Origin of the sequence: Pseudomonas viciae, assembly GCF_004786035.1 — a bacterium.
Classification (GTDB): domain Bacteria; phylum Pseudomonadota; class Gammaproteobacteria; order Pseudomonadales; family Pseudomonadaceae; genus Aquipseudomonas; species Aquipseudomonas viciae.
Genome location: NZ_CP035088.1, coordinates 5,853,345 through 5,869,876, shown reverse-complemented (window position 1 = coordinate 5,869,876; position 16,532 = coordinate 5,853,345). Strand labels below are relative to the sequence as shown.

Sequence of the window (16,532 nt, the reverse complement as noted above, 5' to 3'; positions counted from 1 at the left end):
CCTGGCGCCCGATCCAATTAGCTTGCGACGATGTTGACCAGCTTGCCGGGCACGACGATCACTTTGCGGATCGTCAGGCCATCGACGAAGCGCAGCACGTTTTCGTTGGCCCGTGCGGCGGCTTCGACTTCTTCGCGAGTGGCGGCGGCCGGCATTTCGATCTGGCCGCGCAGCTTGCCATTGACCTGGATGACCAGGGTCAGGCTGTCCTGCACCAGCGCGGTTTCGTCCACCACCGGCCAGCTGGCGTCGATCACCGGGTCGGCGTGACCCAGTTGATTCCACAGCTCGTGGCTGATGTGCGGCGTGATCGGCGCCAGCAGCAAGGTCACGGCTTCCAGGCCTTCGTGAACCAGTGCGCGATCCTGTTCGGTGCCTTGCGCGGCTTTTTCCAGGACATTCATCAGCGTCATCACCTGGGCGATGGCAGTGTTGAATTTGTGGTTCTGGCCGACGTCATGGCTGGCCTGCTTGATGGCCAGGTGAATCGAGCGACGGATGGCTTTCTGCTCATCGTTCAGGCCGGCGACCTCCAGTTTGCCCGGCAGGCCCTGAGTGACGTGAGCTTGAGCCAGGCGCCAGACGCGCTTGAGGAAACGGTGCGAGCCCTCGACGCCCGAGTCGGACCATTCCGCGCTCATGTCAGGTGGCGAGGCGAACATCATGAACAGGCGGCAGGTGTCTGCGCCGAACTGGTCAATCATCGATTGTGGGTCAACGCCATTGTTCTTCGACTTGGCCATCTTCTCGGTGCCGCCGATTTCCACCGGCAGGCCGTCGGCGATCAGCTTGGCGCTGATGACCTTGGCTTTGCTGTCACGCTCGAGTTCGACGTCCGCCGGGTTGAACCAGGTGTAGGCACCGTTGGCTTCGCGACGATAGTAAGTCTCGGCGATCACCATGCCTTGGGTCAGCAGATTCTTGAACGGCTCGTTGGAGCTCACCAGGCCTTCGTCGCGCATCAGCTTGTGAAAGAAGCGCGCGTAGAGCAGGTGGAGAATGGCGTGTTCGATGCCGCCGATGTATTGATCCACCGGCAACCAATGGTCAGCCGCGGATTTTTCCACCAGGCCGCCTTCAAAGTGCGGCGAGGCGTAGCGGGCGTAGTACCACGAGGACTCGACGAAGGTGTCCATGGTGTCGGTTTCACGCTTGGCCGGTGCGCCGCATTTCGGGCAGTTGCACTCGTAGAACTCAGGCATGCGCGCCAGGGGCGAACCGGCGCCGTCGGGTACGACGTCTTCCGGCAGGACCACGGGCAGTTGATCTTCCGGTACCGGTACGTCGCCGCAGGTATCGCAATGCACGATCGGGATCGGGCAGCCCCAGTAGCGCTGGCGGCTGATGCCCCAGTCGCGCAGGCGGAACTGGGTGCGGGAGGCGCCGAGGTTTTTCTTGATCAGCGCCACTTCGATGGCATCGAACGCGCCGGCGAAGTCCAGGCCGTCGAACGCGCCGGAGTTGATCAGCTCGCCGTGTTCGCCGTAGGCGTCCTGCCAAGGGGCCGGGGTTTGATCACCGGCGCTGGTGCGCACTACGGCTTTGACGGGCAGGTTGTACTTGTGGGCGAATTCGAAATCGCGTTCGTCGTGGGCCGGCACTGCCATGACAGCACCATCGCCGTAATGCATCAGTACGTAGTTGGCGACCCACACCGGGAGTTTTTCACCGGTGAGCGGGTGCTCGACGAACAGCGCGGTCGGCAGGCCTTTCTTCTCTTGAGTGGCGACGTCGGCTTCGGCGACGCTGCCGCCCTTGCATTCGGCAATGAACGCCTGCAGCGCGGGGTTATTCCGGGCGGCCAGGGTCGCCAACGGGTGCTCGGCGGCCACGGCGACATAAGTGGCGCCCATCAAGGTATCCGGACGGGTGGTGAAGACCTTCAGGTTGCCGGCTTCGCCAATGGAGGCAACGTCGTACGGGAATTGCACTTCCATGCCCCGGGACTTGCCAATCCAGTTGCGTTGCATGGTCTTGACCTGTTCAGGCCAGCCAGTCAGTTCGTCGAGGCTCTCCAGCAGTTCATCCGCGTAGGCGGTGATCTTGAAGTAGTACATCGGGATTTCGCGTTTTTCGATCAGCGCGCCGGAACGCCAGCCGCGGCCGTCGATCACTTGTTCGTTGGCCAGTACGGTCTGGTCAACCGGGTCCCAGTTCACGGTGCCGTTCTTGCGGTAGATCACGCCTTTTTCGAACAGGCGGGTGAACAGCCATTGTTCCCAGCGGTAGTAGTCGGGCTTGCAGGTGGTGACCTCGCGGGACCAGTCCACCGCCAGGCCCAGGCTGCGCAGCTGGGTCTTCATGTAGGCGATGTTTTCGTAGGTCCACTTGGCGGGGGCCACGTTGTTCTTCATCGCGGCGTTTTCCGCCGGCATGCCGAAGGCGTCCCAACCCATGGGTTGCAGGACGTTCTTGCCTTGCATGCGCTGATAGCGGGAGATCACGTCGCCGATGGTGTAGTTGCGCACGTGCCCCATGTGTAGCTTGCCGCTGGGGTAAGGGAACATCGACAGGCAGTAGTAAGTCTCCTTGCCTGGCTGTTCACTGACTTCAAAGGACTTTTGCTCGTCCCAGAACGACTGGGCGGCGGCTTCGATTTCACGGGGCTGGTAGTGTTCGTGCATGGCTACTTTTGTACTGAATGGGGTGGCCCAATCCTCTTCGTGGCCATGCTGGACGCAGACGACGCCGAATGCGGCGTTTTCGATGCCCAGCCAAGCTGGAAGTGGAGTTACAGGAAGCGCCGTAGCATACATGACCGCACTCTGCCGAGGGAAACCCTGATTGCTGCCGAGCCATTGCCGATTCATTGCCGACCATCGGCCCCGGCCCGCGCTCAGGGCCGTTGGTCGCGGCGTCCTGCCGGTTTGCCCAGCGAAGCTAAGCTTCTCAATGGGGAGTGAGTCTTATCTTCAATGAGGTGAGGGATGGTTGAATCACAACGAAAAGTAACGACGCCTGAGTTGTACGAAAAACTGATCGATCGTCTCGGGGTAGCCCTTGACGCTGCAAGAACCGCCGGTCATTTGCGTGATGAACGCCCGGCAGAGCTGGAGCTGCGCGGCTTGAGCCCCGCAGAGTTCGAACTGGTCAAGGCTTACCTCGAACAGGCCGGACACCAAGCCCCCACCAGTGGGGTCCAGGTACTCAAGCGTCTCGATGTGCCCCGTTCGGCCAAAGTTGTATGGCTCAAGGACCGGACACCTGACAAGGATGCTGTAAAAGTCCGGTCACTGCAGTTCAAGTAACGCCGGATTCACGCGTGTCGCTTTTTTTGATTCAAGGTTTTTTCGAATCTGTTGTCGCTTTGCGTCAACCCACTTAGGCTTCGGGCATCTATGGAGATGCCCGATGCCGTTTCGTTATTTCATCAAAACACTTTTATTGCCGCCCGGCCTTCTTTTGCTGCTGTTGGCGCTCGCCTGGTGGTGGCGCAACTCCCGGCCGCGCCTGGCCCGCCTGTGCTTTTTCGTTGGACTGGGTGGCTTCTGGCTGATGAGCCTGCCCGTGGTAGTGCAATGGAGCGCCAGGGCGCTGGAACGCGAACCGCCGCTGCCGCGCAGCGAATGGGCGACCCTGGCCCAGCGTGCCGACGCCATTGTGGTGCTGGGTTCTGGCCGTGAGCGCGGTGACCTGGCCTGGGGCGCCGACCAACCCACCGGCATCGGCCTGGAGCGCCAGCGTTATGCCGCGCGCCTGGCCAAGGCGTCGGGGTTGCCGGTGCTGACGACCGGCGGCTTGCACTACGGCACCCCACCCAGTGAAGCCAAACTGATGGCTGATTCGATGCTGGACGATTTCGGCGTGAGCGTTCGCTGGCAGGAAGAGCGCAGCCGCACGACCTGGGAAAACGCCCGGATGAGCGCCGAGATCCTTCTGCCGGCCGGCATCAAGCGTGTCGTCGTGGTGACCCAGGCATGGCACATGCCGCGGGCGGTCTGGAGTTTCGAGCGGTCGGGGTTTGAAGTGGTGCCAGCACCGGTGGGCTTCCTGGGACAGGACAATGCCCGACCGCTGGGCGGCTGGATGCCGGAGTTCAAGTCGATCTGGCAGTCGGGGCAGTTGATGAATGAGGCGGTGGGGCTGGTGGGGTATCGGTTGTTCTACCGCTGAAGATGATGAGGTCGCGAGGGCGCCCTCATTGTGGCGAGGGAGCAAGCGCCCTCGCCACAGGGGGCCAAAAGTCCTTAAACGGTTTTGGCCATCCGGCCCGCGATCAACGCCCAGCCCAGCAGCAACACGCACAAAATGATCAGCGGCCACGAGCGCCATTGCAGGTACGGCGTCAGGTCGTGCATCGGCACCACATCGCCGTAGAGGATGCCACGCTCGAATTGCGGGATCTGTGTGGTGATCTGGCCGAAAGGGTTGATCAGCCCGGTCACGCCGTTGTTGGTGGCGCGAATCATCCAGCGACCGGCTTCCAGGGCGCGCATCTGCGCCATTTGCAGGTGTTGTAACGGGCCGATGGAAGTGCCGAACCAAGTGTCGTTGCTGATGGTCAGCAACAGGTCGCTACGGGCCGAGAGGCTGGCGGCGAACTCCGGATAGACCACTTCATAGCAGATGAACGGCGCGATCTGGTAACCCTTGGCTTGCAGCAATGGCTGGTCGGCCGGGCCCCGGGCAAAGTCGGACATAGGCAGGTCGAAGAAGGCGATCAGGCCCCGCAGGATGTCCTGCAGCGGCACGTACTCGCCGAACGGCACGAGTTTCTGCTTCAGATAAGTCCCGTCGCCTTCGCCGGTCACGGTGATGCCGTTGTAGTAACGCTTCTCGTGGCGCACCAGTTGGCGAATCGGCACGCCGGTGATCAGCGCCGAATGCCGCTCGGCGGCGAAGTTGCCCATCATGTCCAGGTAGCCCTGGGCTGATTCCTTGAGCACCGGGACTGCGGTCTCCGGCCAGATCAGCAGGTCGACGCGTTTGGAGGCAAAGCTCATGTCGCGGTACAGCGCCAACTGCGCGTTGAGCTGCTCCGGGTCCCACTTCATGCTTTGTTCGATGTTGCCCTGAATCGCTGCGACGCTCAGCGGGTCGCCCGACGGGCTGGTCCAGGCGTGGCCCTTGAGCGCCATGCCGGCCACCCACGGGCCGATCAACAGCAGCACACCTGCGGCGATAAAACCTTTGCGCCCGGCGCGGATCAGGCGGGACGCGTTGTACAGCAGCGCGGCAGTGAGGGCCAACGTGAAGGAAATCAGCCACATCCCGCCCAGCGGCGCGAGGCCGGCCAGCGGGCCGTCGAGCTGGCTGTAGCCGGAATACAACCACGGGAACCCGGTGAGGAACCAGCCGCGAAAGGCTTCCTGGCCCAGCCACAGCGCGGCGAAGGCCAAGGCGTCGGCCAGTGGGGCTTCGTTGCGCCGCAGCCAGCGCGCCCAGAGCCAGGCGGGCAGGGCGAAGAACCAGGCGATGGCGGCGATGAACAGCAGCATTAACAGGCCGGCGAGCAGTACCGAGGCGCCGCCGAAGTTGTGAATGCTGACGTAGATCCAGCTGGTGCCGGCGCCAAACAGGCCAAAACCGAAACACCAGCCACGGCCCAAGGCCTGGCGCGGCGAAAGCTCACGCAACCCGGCATAGAAGAACCCGACCGCCAACAGTGCCAGCGGCCAGATATCGAACGGCGCCAAGGCCAGGGTGGTGATCGCGCCGGCCGCCACGGCCAGCAGGTTACCGGGCCAGCCGGGGCGGGTTATCCAGCGCATTTTTGTCCTTAGCGGGTCTCGCAGGGGTTATCGGGCAATGGGGGACAGGCGCAGCAGATGAATCCGACGGCTGTCGGCATTCAGGATGCGGAAGCGCCAGGAGCCGATTTCCGTGGTTTCGTTGCGCTTGGGCAGGTGCCCGAAAGCACTCATCACCAGGCCGCCGACGGTGTCGAACTCATCGTCGGAGAATTGGCTGTCGAAGAACTCGTTGAAGTTTTCGATCGGCGTCAGCGCCTTGATCAGGAAATCGCCGCTGGGCAGGGGCTTGATGTAGCTGTCTTCCTCGACGTCGTGCTCGTCTTCGATGTCGCCGACGATCTGCTCGAGCACGTCTTCGATGGTCACCAGGCCGGCCACGCCGCCGTACTCGTCGATGACGATGGCCATGTGGTTGTGGTTGGCGCGGAATTCACGCAGCAGCACGTTCAGGCGCTTGGATTCGGGCACGAAAGTGGCCGGACGCAGCAAGTCCTTGATGTTGAAGCTGTCGCCGTTTTCCTGAAGGATCAGCGGCAGCAGATCCTTGGCCAGCAGCACGCCCATGACGTCGTCATGGCTCTCGCCGACCACCGGGTAGCGCGAGTGAGCGGAATCGACCACGGCGGGCAGGAATTCACGGGGTGTCTGGGTCGCCTTGATGCTGACCATCTGCGAGCGCGGGACCATGATGTCGCGTACTTGCAGGTCAGCGACCTGGATGGCGCCTTCGACGATGGCCAGCGCTTCGCTGTCCAACAGTTTGTTCTGGTGTGCATCGCGCAGCAGCTCCAGCAGCTCCTGGCGGTTTTTCGGCTCATGGGCAAAAGCCTGGGTGAGCTTGCCCAGCCATGACTTCTGCCCGTTGCTCGATCGATCTTCGCTCATAGCGATTACTCTGAATCCTTTATCGTTACAGGTTGATGTATCAGTGTTCGTCGCCGGCGTAGGGGTCGGGATGACCCAGCTCTGCAAGCAACGTTCGTTCCAGTGCTTCCATTTCTTCGGCTTCGTCATCTTCTATGTGGTCGTAACCCAGCAGATGCAAGCAGCCGTGAATGACCAGGTGGGCCCAGTGGGCCTCAGGAAGCTTGTCTTGTTCAGCCGCTTCACGCTCCACCACCGGGACGCAGATCACCAGGTCCCCCAGCAGTGGGATGTCGAGCAGTTCATCAGGCACGTCGGCGGGGAACGACAACACATTGGTGGCGTAATCTTTTTGCCGCCAGGTGTGGTTCAGTTCGCGGCCTTCGGGTTCGTCCACCAGGCGGATGGTCAACTCCGAGTCGGCGCTGCGCTGGCGCAAGGCCAGTTCGCACCATTGACGAAATTGGGCTTCACTGGGGGCGGCGTGTTCGCAGGCCACTTGCAGGTCGAGTTCAAGCATTGTGGCGATTGCCTTTGCCTTCGGGCGCGTCGTCAGCCTCGCGGTTCTCGAAGCGCTCGTAGGCTTCGACAATGCGTTGCACCAGCGGATGGCGTACGACGTCCTTGGGCATGAAATGCGTGAAGCTGATGCCCGGTACATCCTTGAGCACCTGGATCACATGGTTCAGCCCGGACTTGGTGCCCTTGGGCAAGTCGACCTGGGTAATGTCGCCAGTGATGACGGCGGTGGAGCCGAAGCCGATCCGGGTCAGGAACATTTTCATCTGCTCGACCGTGGTGTTCTGGCTTTCGTCGAGGATGATGAAGCTGTTGTTCAGCGTACGTCCGCGCATGTAGGCCAGTGGCGCGACCTCGATGACCTGGCGCTCGATCAGCTTGGCGACGTATTCGAAGCCGAGCATTTCATACAGTGCGTCATACAGTGGGCGCAGGTACGGGTCGATCTTCTGGGCCAGGTCGCCAGGCAGGAAGCCGAGTTTTTCCCCCGCTTCGACCGCCGGACGCACCAGCAGGATGCGCCGCACTTGCTCGCGCTCCAGCGCATCGACCGCGCAGGCCACCGCCAGGTAGGTCTTGCCGGTACCGGCCGGACCGATGCCGAAGTTGATGTCGTTGCCCAGGATTTCCTTCACGTAGCGCTGCTGATTCAAGCCGCGAGGGCGAATCATGCCTTTTTTCGTGCGCAGGGCCACGGCAGGTTCCGACGGGGCGTGGTTGTCGAGTTCTTCGACAGCCGACTCCTGCAGGAACAGATGGACGGTGTCCGGCGACAGCTCGTTCCCCTTGGTTTCCCGGTAGAGGCGGCGCAGCAGGTTTTCCGCGGAGGTGGTGTGCTTGGGTTCGCCGATCAGTTCGAACTGGTTTCCGCGATTGCGGATCTCGATGGCCAGGCGCTGTTCGATCAAGCGCAGGTGCTCGTCGAATTGCCCGCACAGATTGGCGAAGCGGCGAGCCTCAAAGGGCTCGAGAATAAAGCGATGTGGTTCGATGGGTGCGTTCAAGGTCGTTTTTAGCCGCCCAGGGGCAATTAAGATGAAACCAAGGATAGCGCCAGTAGGCTGGGTGCGAAAGCTCTTAATAAACCGAGCAATCTTGTGGGAGCAAGGCTTGCCCGCGATGAATGCAACTCGGTCCCTCAAGAATTGAGGCGCCTGCATCGCGGGCAAGCCTTGCTCCCCCTGGTTCTGCTTTCACAGGGGATCGGGGTGTTACTGGATCAACGAACCGCGCAACGAGTGCGGTTGCGCGGCGTCGATGTGCACGTCGGCGAATTGGCCGATCAGGGCTGGGGTGTCGCAGCGGAAGTTGACGATGCGGTTGTTTTCGGTCCGCCCTTGCAACTCGCCCGGGTCCTTTTTCGAGTAATCGGTCACCAGGATCCGCTGGACGGAGCCGACCATTTGTCGGCTGATCTCGAAACCTTGCTGGTTCAAGCGGTGTTGCAAGGCGTTGAGCCGTTCTTTTTTCACTTCTTCGGGAGTTTCGTCCGCCAGGTCGGCCGCCGGGGTGCCGGGGCGTTGGCTATAGACGAAGGAATAGGAGAAGTCGAAGCCCACGTCTTCGATCAGTTTCATGGTCTGCTGGAAGTCTTTCTCGGTTTCGCCGGGAAAACCGACGATAAAGTCCGAACTGATGCAGATCCCCGGCACTGCCGCCCGTAGCTTGCGCAGCTTGGATTTGTATTCCAGCGCCGTATGGTTGCGCTTCATGGCCGCGAGGATCCGGTCGGAACCCGATTGCACCGGTAGGTGCAGGTGCTTGACCAGTTCGGGGACCTCGGCGTGGGCCTGGATCAGGCTGTCGGAGAACTCCAGCGGGTGCGAGGTGGTGTAGCGGATGCGGTCGATGCCATCCACCGCCGCCACCACGCGGATCAGTTCGGCGAGGTCGGCCAGGCGCCCGTCGTGGGTCAGGCCGCGATAACCGTTGACGTTCTGCCCCAGCAGGGTCACTTCACGCACGCCGTGTTCCGCCAGGTGGATGATCTCGGCAATCACGTCGTCGAACGGTCGGCTGACTTCCTCGCCCCGGGTGTAGGGCACCACGCAGAACGTGCAGTACTTGCTGCAACCTTCCATCACCGACACATAGGCACTTGGGCCGTCGATGCGTGGTTCGGGCAGGTGGTCGAATTTTTCGATCTCCGGGAACGAGACGTCCACCTGCGGCAGCTTGGTGCTACGGGCGGCGTCGATCATCTCCGGCAGGCGGTGTAGGGTCTGTGGGCCGAAAACCACGTCCACGTACGGCGCGCGATCACGGATGGCGGCGCCTTCCTGGCTGGCCACGCAACCGCCCACGGCGATGACCATTTCCGGGTTGGCCAGTTTCAGTTCGCGCCAGCGGCCCAGTTGGGAATACACCCGATCCTGGGCGCGTTCGCGGATCGAACAGGTGTTGAGCAGGATCACGTCCGCGTCTTCGGCGCGGGCGGTGACTTCCAGGGCCTGGTGTTCACCCAGCAGATCGACCATGCGCGAGCTGTCGTACTCGTTCATCTGGCAACCGTGGGTTTCGATGTAAAGCTTCTTGGCCATGGAGGGGGTCATCACGTGATTCAAAGAACCGCGCATTATAGGGAACAAGTCCTTGGGTTCCTACCGCTGTGCGAGCAGTGGCTATGCTATAGTTCGCGCCCTCATTTTTACCCGCCGATGTGTTTCGCCAGCCATGACCAAACGTGAAGCTCCAATCTACAAGGTGATTTTCCTCAACCAGGGCCAGGTGTTCGAAATGTACGCCAAGCAGATCTATCAAAGTGATCTGTGGGGCTTCCTGGAAGTGGAAGAGTTCGTCTTTGGCGAGCGCACGCAAGTGGTCGTCGATCCGAGCGAGGAAAAGCTCAAGGCGCAGTTCGAAGGCGTGGTGCGCAGTTTCGTGCCGATGCACTCGATCGTGCGCATCGACGAAGTCGAACGCCTGGGCACCCCGAAAATCAGCGAGGCCCGGGGCGCGGTCGGCAATGTGATGCCGTTTCCGATGCCGATGCCTGAGAAGTAAGGCTTAACACCGAGTTACCCTCATTCGCGAGCAAGCCCGCTCCCACACTGGATTGTCTGTGAACACATTATTTGTGGGCACCGGAGATCATGTGTGGGAGCGGGCTTGCTCGCGAAGGCCGGTAAGGCCATCGCATTAATCAGGGCAACGGCGAGAAGGGCGTGCGCCCGTCGGCGTTCTGCAATTCCATCAGGTATTTGCGGAAGATCTGTCCCAGCACCTGGGTGGCCACTTCCAGCTCGTCGCGGGGCATTTTCTCGGCGACTTCGTCGGCGGTGTCCAGGGCGTCTTCGGCGCCGTTGACCGCCGCCATCTTCAAGACGATGTAGGCCTGGACATTATTGGCTGGCACACCTTCACCATGAAAGAACATGCCGCCGAGCTTGAATTGCGCCTGGGCATGGCCTTGCAGCGAGGCTTTTTCGAAGTAGTTGAGGGCCAGCTTGAGGTCGCGCGGCGCAGCTTTGCCTTCGTAGTAGAACTCACCCAGCTCGTATTGCGCTTGTGCATCACCTGCGTCCGCCGCTTTTTGACAGGCGTCGAGTGCCGATGCGAGATCTTGTGGCTGGGTATTGAGCGTGCAACGGCCCAGCGCCGGGATCAACAACGAGTTGCCGCCTGCCTGGGCATTCGCGAGCAGGGGCTGAAGGAGCAACAGGCAGCCCAAGGCAAGGGTGCGGCCGGTGCGGTTCATGGGAATCGACTTACCTCTGAGGGGCGCGCGGACCCTCCGGGGGATCCAATAAGCGCGCATTATGAAATAAGCAGGGCCATCCTTACAAAGTCTTTACTCGTTTTTCTGCTGCGAGGGAACGTCAACGGCCGCTTCGAGGGTAAATACGTAGGAAAAGGGCGCAAGGTTGTCGGTGATAACTGACGCCGGTGTCAGCCAGCGTCAGTTATCCACAGGCTTATTTCAGTGCAGCGAAAGCCCGCTCGGCGGCGTCGAGGGTGATTTTCAGCTCGGCCTCGCCATGGGCGATGGAGGTGAATCCGGCTTCGAACGCGCTCGGTGCCAGGTACACGCCGCCGTCCAGCATCAGGTGGAAGAAGCGCTTGAAGCGGTCGGCGTCGCTGGCCATCACGTCTTCGAAGGTGACGATGTCATCGGCACCACTGAAATACAGGCCGAACATGCCGCCGGCCTGGGTGGTCACAAACGGGATGCCGGCCGCGTCGGCGCGAACCTGCAAGCCGTCGAGCAGGCGGGTGGTGTAGTCGGTCAGTTCGGCGTGGAAGCCCGGACGGCTGATCAAACGCAGGGTGGTCAGGCCGGCGGCCATGGCCAATGGGTTGCCCGACAACGTGCCGGCCTGGTAGACCGGGCCCAGCGGTGCGATGCATTCCATGATGGCGCGCTTGCCGCCGAAGCAGCCCACCGGCATGCCGCCGCCGATGATCTTGCCGAAGGTGCTCAGGTCCGGCGTCACGCCGTAATGGGCCTGGGCGCCGCCGAGGGCCACGCGGAAGCCGGTCATCACTTCGTCGAAAATCAACACCACGCCGTGCTGGTCGCACAGGCTGCGCAGGCCTTCGAGGAAACCCGGTGCCGGCGGTACGCAGTTCATGTTGCCGGCCACGGGCTCGACGATGATGCAGGCCACGTCCTGGCCAACTTCACCCAGCATCGTCTCGACGGCTTCGAGGTCGTTGAACGGCAGGGTCAACGTGTGTTTGGCGAACGCCGCCGGTACGCCAGCCGAGCTCGGCACGCCTTGGGTCAATGCGCCGGAACCGGCCTTGACCAGCAGGCTGTCGGAGTGGCCGTGGTAGCAGCCCTCGAACTTGATGATGCTGTCGCGCCCGGTGAAGCCCCGCGCCAGGCGGATTGCGCTCATGGTCGCCTCGGTGCCGGAGCTGACCATGCGCACCATTTCCATCGACGGCACGATCGAGCAGACCAGGTCGGCCATTTCGGTTTCCATCGCGGTCGGAGCGCCGTAGGACAGGCCATGCACCAACTGCTTGCGCACCGCGTCGAGCACGTCCGGATGACTGTGGCCGAGGATCATCGGGCCCCACGAGCCAACGTAATCGACATAACGCTTATCGTCTTCGTCGGTCACGTACGCGCCTTCGGCGTGCTTGAAAAACAGCGGGGTGCCGCCGACGCTCTTGAACGCACGAACGGGCGAGTTCACGCCGCCGGGGATGTGTTTCTGGGCGTTGGCAAACAGGGTTTCGGAACGGGACATGGTTAGGCTCTCGAAAGCGGAAATTATTTGATCTGCAGCAGATCGTTGAAAGCGCGGGCGCGGCGCGTCACTTCCCCGCTGCTGTCGGCACCGAACAGGCCGTGGACCACCGCCAGCAGATCGACGCCGTGGGCCACCAGTGGGGCGGCGTTCTCCAGGGTGATACCGCCAATGGCGCAAATCGGAACATGCAGTTTGCGGCGGGCCTGTTCCAGCAGTTCAAGGTTTGCGCTGGGCGCGCCGGGCTTGGTGTTGGAGTTGAAGAAACGCCCGAACGCGACGTAGCTGGCACCTTCGGCGGCGGCCTGTTCGGCCAGTTCCAGGCTCGAATGACAAGTGGAGCCGATGATCGCCTGGCGCCCCAGCAGTGCCCGCACCGGCGCCAACGGGCCGTCGGTCTGGCCCAGGTGCACGCCGACGCCCAGGCGTGCGGCCAACTCTGCGTCGTCGTTGATGATCAGTTGAGTCTTGTAGCGCTCGCACAGGTTGCGCAGCGCTTCGGCTTCGCGCAGGCGCCGGGCCTCGTCGCTGCTTTTATCGCGGTATTGCAACAGGGTGACGCCGCCGTCCAGTGCCGCTTCGACATAAGCGAGGAATTTTCCGGCCAGCAGCTGGCTGTCGGTGATGGCGTAAAGGCCACGTAATTTCATTCCACAGGCCTCCAGTGCTACGAGCAGAAATCCAGCGGCAGGCGACGCGGTACGAACTGGCCTTTGCCCAGTTGTTCGGCGTCGCGCAGGGTGCGCCAGGTGTAATCGAGTGCGGTCTTGACGGCGCTGGCGAGCTGTTCGCCCTGGGCCAGCCGACCGGCCAGGGCGCTGGCCAGGGTGCAGCCGGAGCCGTGATAGCTGCCGGGCAAGCGCTGGCAGGTATAGGTTTCGCGGCGACCGTCGCGGCTGTACAGGCGATTATGGACTTCATGTTCGTCGCCGTGACCACCGGTGATCAACAGGTGTTTGACGAAGGGCAGCAGTTTTTCGGCGCACTCGTCGGCGCTGCCCTCGGGCAGTTCGGCGAGGATGCGTGCTTCCGGCAGGTTGGGGGTGGCGATGATGGCCAGGGGCAGCAGGCGTTCGCGCATGGCGTAGCCGACTTCATCCTTGCCCAGTCGCCCGCCACCGCCGGCGCGTAGCACCGGGTCGCAGACCATTGGCAGATGCGGGTGTGCCTGGAGCAGTTCGACCACGGTGTCGACCATTTCCAGTGAGCCGAGCATGCCCAGCTTGACCGCCGCCACTGGCGAATCGTTGAGCACGGCGTTGGCTTGTGCCAGCACCCACTCGCGATCGAGCACGCGGAAATCGCTGACGTTGACTGTGTCTTGCACGGTCAACGCGGTAACTGCCGGGGCGGCATGGCAACCCTGGGCGAGCAGGGCTTCGATATCTGCCTGCAAGCCGGCGCCACCACTGGGGTCGTGGCCGGAGAGGCAGAGGACAACGGGGCGAGAGCTGTAGATATTCATGGTGCGCGAGCTTACCACCAAACCCCTTGAAGCGGCGCACACCTGTGGTGGGGGAAATTTACGCGATGGAGGGGTTTATCCGTGACGAAGGGATAAATCCCCTCGCCAGGGTCGGGCCCGGCGCCAGGCTTGTTTCGCAAGTTGACCAAAGCAACAGCTCTATCTCAATGCTTGCCGCTGGAACGCCCGTTCTAGAGCCTTCTGCGGGAAAGATTTCAATGGTGCAAATTGGCCATCAACGGCTATGCTAGAGATGGATCCAACTCATAACAGGTAATGCCGGTTTTACGTCTACTCAGGGAATGGGGGGCTTCCTGACTCAACCGGACAGGCCACGCTGGGGCTTAAATGCGCTATTTGCTGATATTGCTGCTGTGCTTGTCCCCCTTGGCGAGCGCCCTCGAATTCGATGAGTTCACTCAAAGCCTGCCTTTGGGTCATGCCCTGCAAGTATTCGAAGACACAGAAGGCACGGCCACCCTCGATGATGTCCTCGCCCAGGCTGCGGCGGGTGGCTTCAAACCCCATGATAAAGAGACGCTGAACGCTGGCTATTCACGGTCGGCGTTCTGGCTGAAAGTCGATTTGCATTACCGCCCCGGCAATCCGGAGGCCCAACGCACGTGGCTGCTGGAACTGGCGTATCCGCCGCTGGACCACCTCGACTTGTATCTGCCAGACGCCGCAGGGGCCTATCGCCTGGTGCGCCAGACGGGTGATGCATTGCCCTTCGCCAGTCGTGAAATTCACCAGAACAACTACCTGTTCAGCCTGGCTTTCAAACCCGATCAACAGCAGACCGTGTACCTGCGCCTGCAAAGCCAGGGGTCGATCCAGGCACCGCTGACGCTGTGGTCGAGCACTGCTTATCTCGAACAACAGCCGTTGCGTTTGTACGTGCTGGGGATCATCTATGGCGTTTTGCTGGGGATGCTGGTCTACAACCTGTTCATCTACCTGAGCGTGCGGGACACCAGCTACCTTTATTACATCGTCTATATTGCCTCGTTCGGCCTGTATCAGTTGTCGGTCAACGGCGCGGCGGTGGAGTACTTCTGGCCGGACAACCCCTGGTGGGCTAACGCCGCGACGCCGTTCTTCATCGGCTGCGCGGGCCTGTTTGGCAGCCAGTTCGCCCGCAGCTTCCTGCAAACCGCGCAATACAGTCGCTGGCTTGACCGCCTGCTGCTGGCGCTGATTGCCTACAGCGCGGTGGTGGTGGGGCTGTCGCTGATGACCAGCTACGCTCTGGCGCTGCGCCTGGCAACGGCGCTGGCGCTGGTATTCACCGTGGTGATTTTTTCCGCCGGGGTGTTGGTCTGGTGGCGCGGCCTGCGAGTGGCGCGCTATTTCATCATCGCCTGGTCGGCGTTTCTGTTGGGCGGCATCGTCAACACGATGATGGTGCTTGGCTATCTGCCGAACGTGTTCTTGACCATGTATGCCAGCCAGATCGGCTCGGCCATCGAAGTGGCGCTGTTGTCCCTGGCCCTGGCCGACCGCATCAATGCCCTGCGCGAGCAGCAGGCCCAGACCCTGTTCGATGCCGGACAGAAACTCGAAGTGCTCAACCGGCAATTGGCCCACGGCAACAAGCTCAAGGACGAATTCCTCGCCACGTTGACCCACGAGCTGCGGACGCCAATGAATGGTGTGATCGGTTCCCTGGAGTTGATGGAAACCGTCGAAATGGACGAGGAACTGACCCAGTACCAACAAACCGCCGCCGGTTCGGCGCGGGACATGATGCGTATGGTCAACGGCATCCTCACCCTTACCGAGTTGCAGGCCGGCAAGCTCAAGGTCTATCCGGCGCCGTTCAGCCTGCGCAGTGTGATCGATGCCTTGGAGGTACAGTTCGCCGCCAATGCCGAGGCCAAGGGGCTGGATTTCAAGGTCGAAGTGAGCCCGGGCCTGGCGGATCGATTGCTCGGTGACAGCGGCAAACTGGCCCAATGCCTGGAGTGCCTGCTGGACAACGCCATCAAGTTCACCCGGGTTGGCGGCCTGGCGTTGCGGGTCAGCGGCCGGCCGATGGGGCGCGATCACCTGGTGCTGTCGTTCGCCGTGATCGACACTGGTATCGGCTTTACCGACCTTGGAGAGGCGTCCTTGTACCAGCGCTTTTTCCAGCTCGACGGTTCAATGACCCGTGAGTATGGCGGTCTCGGCGTCGGTCTGGCGATCTGCCGGCAATTGGTGGAACTGCTGGGCGGACGCCTGACCCACACCTCCGAGCCAGGTCGCGGCAGTCGTTTTCAGCTGGACGTCGAGTTTGAAATAGCCTTGTCAGCGGCGGTCCCCACGGCGTTTTCGTTCGGTGGGCGCCAAGGCTCGCGCCTGCCCCAGGATTGCACGGTGCTATTGGCGGATGACAACAGTATCGATCGACTGGTGATGCGCGGCATGTTGCTCAAGCTTGGTTACCGGGTGCGCACCGCTGACAGTGGGCGCGCGGCTTTGGACTTGTTGCAGGGCGAGAGCTTTGATGCAGTGTTGCTTGACTGCCAGTCGCCACCGCTGGACGGTGTGTCGGTCTGTTGCCAGATCCGCACGCTGTCCGGCTGCGAGGATTTGCCGGTGCTGGTGGTCAGCCCGAACCTGGATCATGAGCATTGTCCGTCGGGCGCCTTGATTGATTACCTGGGCAAGCCGGTGAAATTCGAGGCATTGCAGGCGACTCTGCAGCGCCGGGTGCTTTGCCCGAAGCAGGGTGAAAGCGCCGGCATTTAGGCGGGTATGACACTTTGTTCGGTTGGGGGGCGGTGCTTAACTGAACTCTGCTGGCCGACC

Annotated in this window: 14 protein-coding genes; 4 read left to right on the top strand and 10 right to left on the bottom strand. The window is 61.8% G+C overall.

All coding sequences use genetic code 11. The features are described from left to right. Positions 1-17: 17 nt before the first annotated feature. Positions 18-2,624 carry a leucine--tRNA ligase gene (leuS, locus tag EPZ47_RS26045; protein ID WP_135847327.1) on the bottom strand — a complete coding sequence of 869 codons (2,607 nt, stop codon included), beginning with the start codon at positions 2,622-2,624 and terminating at the stop codon, positions 18-20. Positions 2,625-2,927: 303 nt separating this feature from the next. Between leuS and EPZ47_RS26040 the strand changes: the two genes are divergently transcribed. Continuing rightward, a complete protein-coding gene (locus EPZ47_RS26040; RefSeq protein WP_135847326.1) occupies positions 2,928-3,248 on the top strand; it encodes a hypothetical protein in 321 nt (106 codons plus the stop codon). Positions 3,249-3,351: 103 nt separating this feature from the next. After that, complete coding sequence (locus tag EPZ47_RS26035; RefSeq protein WP_135847325.1) at positions 3,352-4,113, top strand: YdcF family protein; 762 nt, start codon at positions 3,352-3,354, stop codon at positions 4,111-4,113. 74 nt (positions 4,114-4,187) lie between these two features. On the opposite strand, the gene lnt is transcribed toward EPZ47_RS26035, so the two are convergent. The 5 genes from lnt to miaB form a co-directional block, all read right to left on the bottom strand. Then, on the bottom strand, positions 4,188-5,711 hold the full coding sequence (gene lnt / locus EPZ47_RS26030; protein WP_135847324.1) for an apolipoprotein N-acyltransferase: 1,524 nt from the start codon (positions 5,709-5,711) through the stop codon (positions 4,188-4,190). A 27-nt stretch (positions 5,712-5,738) separates the two neighbouring features. Further along, positions 5,739-6,578: an HlyC/CorC family transporter gene (locus EPZ47_RS26025; RefSeq protein WP_025215634.1), complete on the bottom strand. Its 840-nt coding sequence runs from the start codon at positions 6,576-6,578 to the stop codon at positions 5,739-5,741. 40 nt (positions 6,579-6,618) lie between these two features. Beyond that, entirely contained in the window at positions 6,619-7,077 is a 459-nt protein-coding gene (gene ybeY, locus EPZ47_RS26020; RefSeq protein WP_046065210.1) for an rRNA maturation RNase YbeY, read from the bottom strand. Continuing rightward, on the bottom strand, positions 7,070-8,080 hold the full coding sequence (locus EPZ47_RS26015; RefSeq protein ID WP_135847323.1) for a PhoH family protein: 1,011 nt from the start codon (positions 8,078-8,080) through the stop codon (positions 7,070-7,072). Before EPZ47_RS26015 ends, ybeY begins: the two co-directional genes overlap by 8 nt. Positions 8,081-8,287: 207 nt before the next feature. Continuing rightward, on the bottom strand, positions 8,288-9,616 hold the full coding sequence (gene miaB / locus EPZ47_RS26005; protein WP_178084284.1) for a tRNA (N6-isopentenyl adenosine(37)-C2)-methylthiotransferase MiaB: 1,329 nt from the start codon (positions 9,614-9,616) through the stop codon (positions 8,288-8,290). 133 nt (positions 9,617-9,749) lie between these two features. On the opposite strand from miaB, the gene EPZ47_RS26000 reads away from it, so the two are divergent. Then, the gene (locus EPZ47_RS26000; protein ID WP_003185742.1) at positions 9,750-10,079 is read left to right on the top strand and encodes a DUF1820 family protein; all 330 of its coding nucleotides are present in this window, start codon (positions 9,750-9,752) and stop codon (positions 10,077-10,079) included. 139 nt (positions 10,080-10,218) lie between these two features. On the opposite strand, the gene EPZ47_RS25995 is transcribed toward EPZ47_RS26000, so the two are convergent. From EPZ47_RS25995 to EPZ47_RS25980, 4 genes are all read right to left on the bottom strand, one after another. Next, complete coding sequence (locus tag EPZ47_RS25995) at positions 10,219-10,773, bottom strand: tetratricopeptide repeat protein (protein ID WP_135847321.1); 555 nt, start codon at positions 10,771-10,773, stop codon at positions 10,219-10,221. Positions 10,774-10,990: 217 nt separating this feature from the next. After that, on the bottom strand, positions 10,991-12,274 hold the full coding sequence (gene hemL / locus EPZ47_RS25990; protein WP_135847320.1) for a glutamate-1-semialdehyde 2,1-aminomutase: 1,284 nt from the start codon (positions 12,272-12,274) through the stop codon (positions 10,991-10,993). A 23-nt stretch (positions 12,275-12,297) separates the two neighbouring features. After that, positions 12,298-12,924 carry a thiamine phosphate synthase gene (gene thiE, locus EPZ47_RS25985; RefSeq protein ID WP_135847319.1) on the bottom strand — a complete coding sequence of 209 codons (627 nt, stop codon included), beginning with the start codon at positions 12,922-12,924 and terminating at the stop codon, positions 12,298-12,300. A gap of 17 nt (positions 12,925-12,941) precedes the next feature. Further along, the gene (locus EPZ47_RS25980) at positions 12,942-13,739 is read right to left on the bottom strand and encodes a hydroxymethylpyrimidine/phosphomethylpyrimidine kinase (protein WP_135847318.1); all 798 of its coding nucleotides are present in this window, start codon (positions 13,737-13,739) and stop codon (positions 12,942-12,944) included. A gap of 348 nt (positions 13,740-14,087) precedes the next feature. Here EPZ47_RS25980 and EPZ47_RS25975 point away from each other — a divergent pair, with 348 nt between their 5' ends. After that, on the top strand, positions 14,088-16,472 hold the full coding sequence (locus EPZ47_RS25975) for a hybrid sensor histidine kinase/response regulator (protein WP_135847317.1): 2,385 nt from the start codon (positions 14,088-14,090) through the stop codon (positions 16,470-16,472). Positions 16,473-16,532: the final 60 nt, after the last annotated feature.

Coding starts and splice junctions, on each gene's coding strand:
- EPZ47_RS26035 (WP_135847325.1), top strand. CDS start 3,352: ATGCCGTTTCGTTATTTCATCAAAACACTTTTATTGCCGCCCGGCCTT.
- lnt (WP_135847324.1), bottom strand. CDS start 5,711: ATGCGCTGGATAACCCGCCCCGGCTGGCCCGGTAACCTGCTGGCCGTG.
- leuS (WP_135847327.1), bottom strand. CDS start 2,624: ATGCACGAACACTACCAGCCCCGTGAAATCGAAGCCGCCGCCCAGTCG.
- hemL (WP_135847320.1), bottom strand. CDS start 12,274: ATGTCCCGTTCCGAAACCCTGTTTGCCAACGCCCAGAAACACATCCCC.
- EPZ47_RS26000 (WP_003185742.1), top strand. CDS start 9,750: ATGACCAAACGTGAAGCTCCAATCTACAAGGTGATTTTCCTCAACCAG.
- thiE (WP_135847319.1), bottom strand. CDS start 12,924: ATGAAATTACGTGGCCTTTACGCCATCACCGACAGCCAGCTGCTGGCC.
- EPZ47_RS25975 (WP_135847317.1), top strand. CDS start 14,088: ATGCGCTATTTGCTGATATTGCTGCTGTGCTTGTCCCCCTTGGCGAGC.
- EPZ47_RS25995 (WP_135847321.1), bottom strand. CDS start 10,773: ATGAACCGCACCGGCCGCACCCTTGCCTTGGGCTGCCTGTTGCTCCTT.
- EPZ47_RS26040 (WP_135847326.1), top strand. CDS start 2,928: ATGGTTGAATCACAACGAAAAGTAACGACGCCTGAGTTGTACGAAAAA.
- EPZ47_RS26025 (WP_025215634.1), bottom strand. CDS start 6,578: ATGAGCGAAGATCGATCGAGCAACGGGCAGAAGTCATGGCTGGGCAAG.
- miaB (WP_178084284.1), bottom strand. CDS start 9,616: ATGGCCAAGAAGCTTTACATCGAAACCCACGGTTGCCAGATGAACGAG.
- EPZ47_RS25980 (WP_135847318.1), bottom strand. CDS start 13,739: ATGAATATCTACAGCTCTCGCCCCGTTGTCCTCTGCCTCTCCGGCCAC.
- ybeY (WP_046065210.1), bottom strand. CDS start 7,077: ATGCTTGAACTCGACCTGCAAGTGGCCTGCGAACACGCCGCCCCCAGT.